The organism is Moheibacter sp. (assembly GCF_049672845.1).
Lineage (GTDB): Bacteria > Bacteroidota > Bacteroidia > Flavobacteriales > Weeksellaceae > Moheibacter.
On the sequence record NZ_JBATWT010000022.1, the window covers coordinates 1 to 7,828 of the forward strand.

Consider the following 7,828-nt stretch of genomic DNA (forward strand, 5'->3'; position numbering starts at 1 on the left):
ACAATACAAATCGTTACCACGAGTCATTAAACAACTTGACTCCAGCCGATGTCTATTTTGGAAGATCTGAGCAGATTTTAGAAAAAAGAAAGCAAATAAAAGAGCATTCTATCAAAAAAAGAAGACAATTGTATAATCAACAAAAATTAATAAATTTATAATCCGAAATCCTCCTTAAGGATTTAATTGAATCTGTCCAAGTTAGTTTGAAGACGTACACCTAACATGAATGCGGGATCAATTGAATCTATTCGGGCACAACTGGAAAAATTTGAAAAAAGCAAAAGATTCCTGGAAAAAGACTGGACACTGTTCAAACTGGCTGCGGCTTTCAATTCCAATACCAAATACCTCTCAATGATCATCCACCGTTACCGTCAAAAGAAATTCTCTGATTATATCAATGACCTGAAAATCGATTATATCGTAGTATTACTAAAGGAGAATAAAATGCACCGGAATTATACCAATTATGCGCTTTCCGAAGAAGCAGGCTTCAGCAGTACACAGCGTTTTACGAATGCTTTTAAAAGCCGTACCGGCATTTCCCCGACCTATTTTATAGCCGAACTGAAAAAGGAGACCTGTCGTTGTAATACGCCAAATAATACCAAACCTTCTACATAAAATAGCCTCAATAATAATACAGAATTCATAAATATTGACGTAAATTTCATATCTTACAAAAACTGATATTATTGTGTGAAATTGTATATAAAATACATGGTTAGTCTTCGTTGTAAGATGATGGTGCAGGAAGAGTTAAAAAGACTCGGATTAAAATATATAATAGTAGATTTAGGCGTAGCTGAGGTGCTTGAAGATATAACGGAAAATCAACGTCAGCTACTAAAAGAAAATTTACTAAAATCGGGTTTGGAATTATTGGATGATAAAAAGAGCATCCTGATTGAGAAGATAAAGAATGTTATAACAGAAATGATTCATTATTCTGAGGAATTGCCCAAAGAGAATTATTCTGATTATATAAGTCATAAATTGGGTTATGATTACACTTATCTAGCCAATACCTTTTCGGAAGTAAAAGGAATTACTATCCAGCAATTCATCATTATGCATAAAATAGAACGTGTAAAAGAATTGCTTTTATATGATGAGCTAAACCTTACGGAAATATCGTATAAGCTAAACTACAGCAGTGTAGCACACTTGTCTAATCAATTTAAAAAAATCACAGGACTTTCACCCTCTTTTTACAAGCAAATGAAGCAGAAACGCAAAGGAAATTTAGAAAATCTGTGATATGTGTAAGTCTACTATACAAATGTGTAACATAGCCTATCTAATTATAATCACCTTTGTCATGTAACAATTCTGTTACAACAAATCCAAATAATATGGACACAACACCAAACAGAAACAATGACGTTTTTAAGATTACAGGAAATTGGGATGAACAGTCAAAAGGATTGAAAGAAAAATTTTCGCAGCTTACCGATTCAGATTTGAAATTTGAAACAGGTAAAGAAAAAGAATTGCTTGAAAGAGTAGCGACCAAACTTAACAAAAAGCCTGAAGAGGTTATGAATATTATCAACAAAGGACAGTCTGAAAATAAGCGTTCTGATAAAGAACAGTCTGAAAAAGACTAAATATTTTTAATCAACTAAACCTTTATTTTTTATCTCTATCTCTACTATTACTTCAGAATGCGGAAAAGGACAGGAAAGAATTCCTCTCCTTTTTTTGTTTGAATAACTTCCAAAATTATAAATAATCATGAATGACCATGAATTAGAAAAGTCAAAACCATACATTATGGTAGAGCTTGTAGAATATATCCCTAACGCCATTGTTGTCAAAACCATTTTGAAGAAATCTACAGGAGTCATAAGCGTCATGTCATTTGAAATGGGAGAAGGGCTTACTGAAAAAATTTCTCCGTTTGACACATTTGCCCAAATCATTGAGGGAAATGCGGAAATTATCATAGATGGCACATCATTCCTGCTCCAAACAGGACAAGCGATTATAATGCCGGCTCATAAGCCTAATCTCGTAAAGGCAAATGTGCGTTTCAAAATGATTTTAACTGTAATCAAAAGCGGCTATGAATAAAAATAATAAAATACAAAGTTTGATGGATGATATTCTTACTACCAAAATAAGAATTCAAAAAAATGTCCTGAATTGTATATTCTTCTGATGGAAACGCCTTTGGTTTTTATTTATACCAGTAGGCAGATTACGGCTCATGAACTGAAACAATATATGTCTTCTATCAAAATGCAATTGAAAACATTTGAAATCCCTTCCAAATATTTAAAAAATTGATACTTGAGTTAAGTCAAATATATAAAGCTGTTTTATGAAAGAAAAATTGTATCTGTTGCTATGGACTATCTTGATTCCCATTTTGGCATGGATAGCTTATTTCAGTATTTCAGTGGTTGGTGTAATTCCTCCTATCGTATTTTCCTTTCTTTTAATAGGTAGTGTACTTGCGGCTGTGCACCATGCAGAAGTGATTGCTTACCGTGTTGGAGAACCTCTCGGTTCTTTTTTGCTTGCTCTGGCAATTACAATTATTGAAGTAGCACTGATTGTGTCGTTAATGCTGACAGGAGGTGAATTGGAAACAAAGACCCTTGCACGTGATACCGTCTTTGCAGCGGTAATGATAATTCTTACAGGAATCATTGGGTTATGTATTTTGGTGGGCGCTACTAAATACAAAGAACAAACCTTTACGCTTCAGGGAGTCAGTACCGCATTGATTACACTTACAGCTATACTTGCTTTTGCTCTTATTTTACCCAATTATACCACAAGTGTCAAACAACCTGAATATAATTCCACACAACTTATTTTTATTGCATTGGTTTGTTTCATCTTATATATAACTTTTATAATGATTCAATCTATCAGGCACAGAGCTTATTTTTTATCCCCGAAAGCGAAAGAAAATGAAGTTATTTTGCCTGAGAAGCCTACTATTAAAGTAACTCTCATCAGCACTTTATTTCTATTCCTTTGTCTTGGAATTGTTGTGCTCCTTGCAAAATCCCTTGCCCCAGACATTGAAAAAACAGTATTAAAAATAGGAGCTCCCAAAGCTGTCGTAGGGGTTATTATTGCGGGGGTGGTTTTACTTCCTGAGGGATATGCAGCATATCGTGCAGCCAAGAAAAATCAATTACAAACCAGTCTCAATCTTGCATTAGGCTCAGCACTTGCCAGCATTGGCCTAACTATACCGGCAGTAGCTATTGTATCCATTGCAACGGGCGTAAGAATAACGCTTGGGATTGACTTAAAAGCTATGACATTACTTTTACTTGCACAGTTTATCATCATCCTGTCATTAGCAACAGGGCGTACCAATATTTTACAAGGCATTGTTCTATTGATGATTTTCTTTGTCTATTTATTTACTACTGTCTTTCCTTAATAATTTACAAGAAGGTGGGCAAAATAAATGATAACCGGAATTTAGTAACGAAGATTAATAATTTAATATTAAAATATGAGTATAACTACTTTTTTCAGACCAACCTTGTTGGTTTATCAAGATCCCACAGATGAGTGGAGATGGTCAATTACTGTTGCTGCCACTATAGTAGGGGCTTCAAGTAAAGGTTTTAAGAACAGGGAAGATTGTATTGCAGATATTTATAATTTGGAAAAACGAATCATTTTTTTGAGAGAGAAAGATTATATTAATTAAAAGTATCATTTACTGATTACCGATGTAAATGCCCAAGGCTTTTGCAGATGAATTTTCTATATGTTAAGTAGTTAGTCGTTTTAGTTGAATAATCCTTAAAAAGTGTAGAAATCGCATGGATTGAAAACCCATATCCCATTCAAACCATTTTATGGCATTATTAGGGGTTGTTGGGTGTTTATGGTGGTTATTATGATAAGCCTCTCCCCAAAAAACAAAATCAAAAGGCAAGATATTTTTGGAAGTATTCCTCATTTTAAAATTTTCATATCCAAATTTATGTGCCCACCAATTTATAGCCATCCCCTGAAATGAACCCATAATTATTGTAATGGGTAAAAACAGCCACTGCCACCAAGCCGTTGCCAGCCATGCATAAATCAAAATATATACAATAATCCAAATGATGCGTACCGACCAATTATGCGCTATTTTATCAAAGGATTCCCATTCGGGTAAGTTCTTTTTGTATTTGTTTTCGATTATTGTTTTGCCCAAATGAATATCGATATAATTATTTCTTGTTACCCACATCATCAAAAAAGGGTTTGGGTCATTATGTGGAGAATGTGGGTCTTCCGCTTTATCCGTGTGTACATGATGTAAGCGGTGCATGAGACCATAAGCATATGCACTTATGTAAGATGAGCCCTGAGTAAGAAAACAACCTATATAAAAAACCCTTTCCCAAAATTTATTCATCGTAAACATATTGTGTGCAGCGTAGCGATGATGAAAAACAGATTGAAAGAACAAGGATAGATACCAATGAAGAATCAGAAAAATAATAATAGCCATAATTGAATGTTGTTTTATTGACATACGACAGAAACAACATTTCTAATTTTAATGCGGCTTGTGGAATACTTGTGACAAGGTAAGGCTTTTTATTATACCTAACCAAATTATATACGGCATAAGAAGTTAATTAGCATTATTCAAAGAATTAATCTATTTAATTATAAATTATTGAAATATAATTTGTTAGTTATCTAAATTAAAGACGTACCTTTGCCTTAGTATTTATCGAAATCACAAAATGTTCATCTTTTTTTTGGTTGCTTTAGATTTAATGAGAACCAAATATTTTATGTACCATGAACATTTTTGTATCAAACATCAGCCGTTCGGCTACAAATTTTCAGCTAAATAAACTTTTTTCTGAACACGGTGATGTCATATCAGCCAAAATAGTTATAGATAAAATTACAGAAGAATCACGAGGATTCGGATTTGTAGAAATGAAAGAATTATCTGCTGCCCAAAAAGCAATAGTCTCTTTAAACGGTACTTTATTTTTGGGAAAAACCATTAATGTTTCTGAGGCAAGACCTTCGTGAGGTGCGACCAAAAAGAAACTCTACTGGCAGCTATTAAAAGCTCCCGCCCTCTTATAAAAATAGAGAGGGGTTTTCCATAGGAAACAACACCATTTTCGATTTAAAAAATTCCAATTATGAGAATATTTATTAAAAATCTTAATATGAATGCCTCTGAAAACATACTTCATAAATTATTTCTGAAATTCGGTAGAGTTCTGAAAGTTGAGATATGTGCGGAGCGTTCAGGAAAACCTTTGGGATATGGGTTTGTGACTATGAGAGAAAATAGGGAAGGAAGAAATGCAGTCAATGAACTGAACAATATAAATTTTATGAATCAATTCCTTGAAATTCATGAAGTGAACGGTAATAATTTAATATAATAAATATGGGAGATTCTTTTTTCAAAAAAGAAAATGCTAAGAAAAAAGCCAAGAAAAAACAAGACAAAACGCTAAGGAGAGAAGAGCGAAAAACCAATAACAACAAAGGGCAGGCGCTTGAAAGTATGTTTGCCTATGTAGATGAGAACGGTACTCTAACCTCAACCCCACCGGATAAAAAGAATAAAAAGGAAATCAGCCTTGAAAATATCCTTTTGGGAGCAAAACCCATAATAGATGTTGAACCTACAACCAACACGGGAATTATTACCTTTTTCAGTGAAAAGGGTTATGGATTTGTAACAGATGATGAAACAAAGAGCAATATCTTTTTCCATAATAACGATGTGTTACAGCCTGTAAAATTAAGGGATAAAGTGACCTTCGATAAGAAAAAAACACCGAGAGGTGACAATGCTATTAATCTTAAAAATATATAATAACAATTAAATACAAATGCAATGCAAAAAGGAACCGTAAAATTTTTTAATGAAATAAAAGGATTCGGATTTATAACTCCCGAAGATGGAGGAAAAGATATTTTCGTACACTCAACAGCACTTCAACAAAGAATTTCTGAAAATGATAAAGTATCTTTTGATACTGAGTCCGGACAAAAAGGAATAAATGCAGTAAATGTAAACAGAGTTTAACAGTTACCTATTCTATTTTAATTTTAAGCCTCTCAATTACATTGAGAGGCTTTTTTTATCAGAAGCAATTGCTACAGAATCGAATCGAAAACTGGTACTTTTCAAGTAAGACAGATGAATGGCATGAGCACTCCTATCCATATGCGTTTGTGAATAAGTTGAGTCCAACGCTTTTTCTATACTTATTTTATATATCTTTCTTTCTTCTGCACATTTGATTTGAGCGATGCTTAAAAGAAAGGACTTATTTTTCTCAGAGAAGCAGGAGCTATTGATAATTCCACCTATCGTCAATACATATCAAAGACAGTAATGAATAGAGAACTATTAAAAACAACTGATTAATCGTCCAAAAAGGAAAATGACAAAAACTAGTTGCTTACAGAAACCGTAAGGAATTAAACTCTTTTGCTTTTTTTTTAACGGAATCCACGTAAAATCATTTTCCCTCTTTAGAATAGTCTGTCAACCTCAGTTTATTATCGCAAGGTTCACTCATAAAAACCATGTCTTTCTTCTGAAAGTGATCGTAAATTTTTCGAACATCCTCATCCGTAAACCAAATCGCTGGTCGTGCATTTTGCATATTGCTTAGAATAATGGCGGGGTCGTTTTCCCCAACTTTGAAAGCTGTCATTCCCTTGTCGGAGAAGTATCTTCGGCCTGTTCTACAGAAAAATTATGGTTTTCTATTCGTTATTTATTTCCGATCTCAAAGACCTTATTTCTTTTAAAACCACGGATAAATCCGAAACGGTTTCCGGAATTTCCTTACTGGAAAACGAATGAAATTTCCAGATTTCCAATATATCACCCGCATCCACCGTATAAGGATCATAAACCCGATTCATGGATTCTAAAAGAAATTTTCCGTCCTTGTGAAAAGTCACCATCTTAAAAACAAAATCCTGGTTATTTTTCAAAATGACGATGCAAGGTGTTTTCGGTTTTATGCTCTGCCAGTCTTCGATGTATTCTCCGGTTATGTCACTGTTTTCGGGAACAGGAAGCATGGAATCCCCTTCGGTGGGAAAAATCCTGAAGGTTCCTTGTTTCGGTAAGTTGGGCACAGAATATCTGGGAAGAGATGCTATAAACTCAGGGTCACTGTAACCGGATTGGTAGCCGGCTTTTGCTTTTACGGGAACGTATTCTACATTTTCATGATTGTCTTTATTCACCGTAATGGCGAGAACCCTCAGATTCCCGCCTTTGATGTAAATATCGTTTCCGGCTTCCAATTCGCGAAGTTTTAATTCTCCCAATTTTGACAAGTCAATTTTCACCAGCGTATCCAAAGTCATTTTGAAGTGAGCCGAAAACTTTAACATATCTTCAATGGAAGGAGATTTGGTTTGCCCCGTTTCGATGCAATTCAGCTTGGAACGTGTCATCGAGAGATTTTGAGCAAGCTGTTCCTGTGTCAGTTTTTGTCTTGTCCGCAGAAATTTAACATTGCTTCCGAAAAAAATATTTGTTTTCATCCTTTCTTATTGTTTAAATTACAGTCATAACATTGACTAAATTATAGTCAAAAATACTGATTTTTTTAATATGGAACGGCATATTGTGCATTGTGATTTGGATTCTTTTTTTGTGAGCGTTGAACGGCTTCACAACAGCAGCCTGTAAATCGTCAGCAAAAAGTGGACATCATAATATAAAAACTTAAGGAGTGTTTTCAAAAAAAGAATTAGCTTTAATTATGGGAACACCGAAGAAAAAAAGTACAGAAACATTTGTAAAAGACATTCGCAAGAATACGCGCAGGATTTTTACAGC

General features: G+C 34.1%; 12 protein-coding genes and 1 pseudogene. 11 read left to right on the forward strand and 2 right to left on the reverse strand.

Going from position 1 to position 7,828, the window contains the following annotated elements; genetic code table 11:
* The 7 genes and pseudogenes from WBF63_RS07590 to WBF63_RS07620 all read left to right on the forward strand — a co-directional run.
* Positions 1-161 (forward strand): annotated as a pseudogene (locus WBF63_RS07590) (IS3 family transposase); the annotation flags it as partial.
* 64 nt (positions 162-225) lie between these two features.
* Positions 226-627: a helix-turn-helix domain-containing protein gene (locus tag WBF63_RS07595; protein ID WP_424369110.1), complete on the forward strand. Its 402-nt coding sequence runs from the start codon at positions 226-228 to the stop codon at positions 625-627.
* 96 nt (positions 628-723) lie between these two features.
* Complete coding sequence (locus tag WBF63_RS07600) at positions 724-1,263, forward strand: helix-turn-helix domain-containing protein (protein ID WP_424369111.1); 540 nt, start codon at positions 724-726, stop codon at positions 1,261-1,263.
* A gap of 95 nt (positions 1,264-1,358) precedes the next feature.
* Positions 1,359-1,613 carry a hypothetical protein gene (locus tag WBF63_RS07605; protein ID WP_424369112.1) on the forward strand — a complete coding sequence of 85 codons (255 nt, stop codon included), beginning with the start codon at positions 1,359-1,361 and terminating at the stop codon, positions 1,611-1,613.
* A 127-nt stretch (positions 1,614-1,740) separates the two neighbouring features.
* On the forward strand, positions 1,741-2,079 hold the full coding sequence (locus tag WBF63_RS07610) for a cupin domain-containing protein (protein WP_424369113.1): 339 nt from the start codon (positions 1,741-1,743) through the stop codon (positions 2,077-2,079).
* A gap of 250 nt (positions 2,080-2,329) precedes the next feature.
* A complete protein-coding gene (locus WBF63_RS07615) occupies positions 2,330-3,412 on the forward strand; it encodes a calcium:proton antiporter (protein ID WP_424369114.1) in 1,083 nt (360 codons plus the stop codon).
* A 75-nt stretch (positions 3,413-3,487) separates the two neighbouring features.
* A complete protein-coding gene (locus WBF63_RS07620) occupies positions 3,488-3,688 on the forward strand; it encodes a hypothetical protein (protein ID WP_424369115.1) in 201 nt (66 codons plus the stop codon).
* 63 nt (positions 3,689-3,751) lie between these two features.
* On the opposite strand, the gene WBF63_RS07625 is transcribed toward WBF63_RS07620, so the two are convergent.
* Complete coding sequence (locus tag WBF63_RS07625) at positions 3,752-4,486, reverse strand: fatty acid desaturase (RefSeq protein ID WP_424369116.1); 735 nt, start codon at positions 4,484-4,486, stop codon at positions 3,752-3,754.
* A 299-nt stretch (positions 4,487-4,785) separates the two neighbouring features.
* On the opposite strand from WBF63_RS07625, the gene WBF63_RS07630 reads away from it, so the two are divergent.
* The 4 genes from WBF63_RS07630 (at position 4,786) to WBF63_RS07645 (ending at position 6,046) form a co-directional block, all read left to right on the forward strand.
* Positions 4,786-5,028, forward strand: a complete 243-nt coding sequence (locus WBF63_RS07630; protein WP_424369117.1) for an RNA recognition motif domain-containing protein — start codon at positions 4,786-4,788, stop codon at positions 5,026-5,028.
* Positions 5,029-5,144: 116 nt separating this feature from the next.
* Positions 5,145-5,393, forward strand: coding sequence for a hypothetical protein (locus WBF63_RS07635; RefSeq protein ID WP_424369118.1), 249 nt, complete (start codon positions 5,145-5,147; stop codon positions 5,391-5,393).
* A 5-nt stretch (positions 5,394-5,398) separates the two neighbouring features.
* A complete protein-coding gene (locus tag WBF63_RS07640; RefSeq protein ID WP_424369119.1) occupies positions 5,399-5,833 on the forward strand; it encodes a cold-shock protein in 435 nt (144 codons plus the stop codon).
* 21 nt (positions 5,834-5,854) lie between these two features.
* Positions 5,855-6,046, forward strand: coding sequence for a cold-shock protein (locus tag WBF63_RS07645; RefSeq protein ID WP_424369120.1), 192 nt, complete (start codon positions 5,855-5,857; stop codon positions 6,044-6,046).
* A gap of 689 nt (positions 6,047-6,735) precedes the next feature.
* On the opposite strand, the gene WBF63_RS07650 is transcribed toward WBF63_RS07645, so the two are convergent.
* Complete coding sequence (locus tag WBF63_RS07650; protein WP_424369121.1) at positions 6,736-7,530, reverse strand: XRE family transcriptional regulator; 795 nt, start codon at positions 7,528-7,530, stop codon at positions 6,736-6,738.
* Between the last annotated feature and the right edge of the window lie 298 nt (positions 7,531-7,828).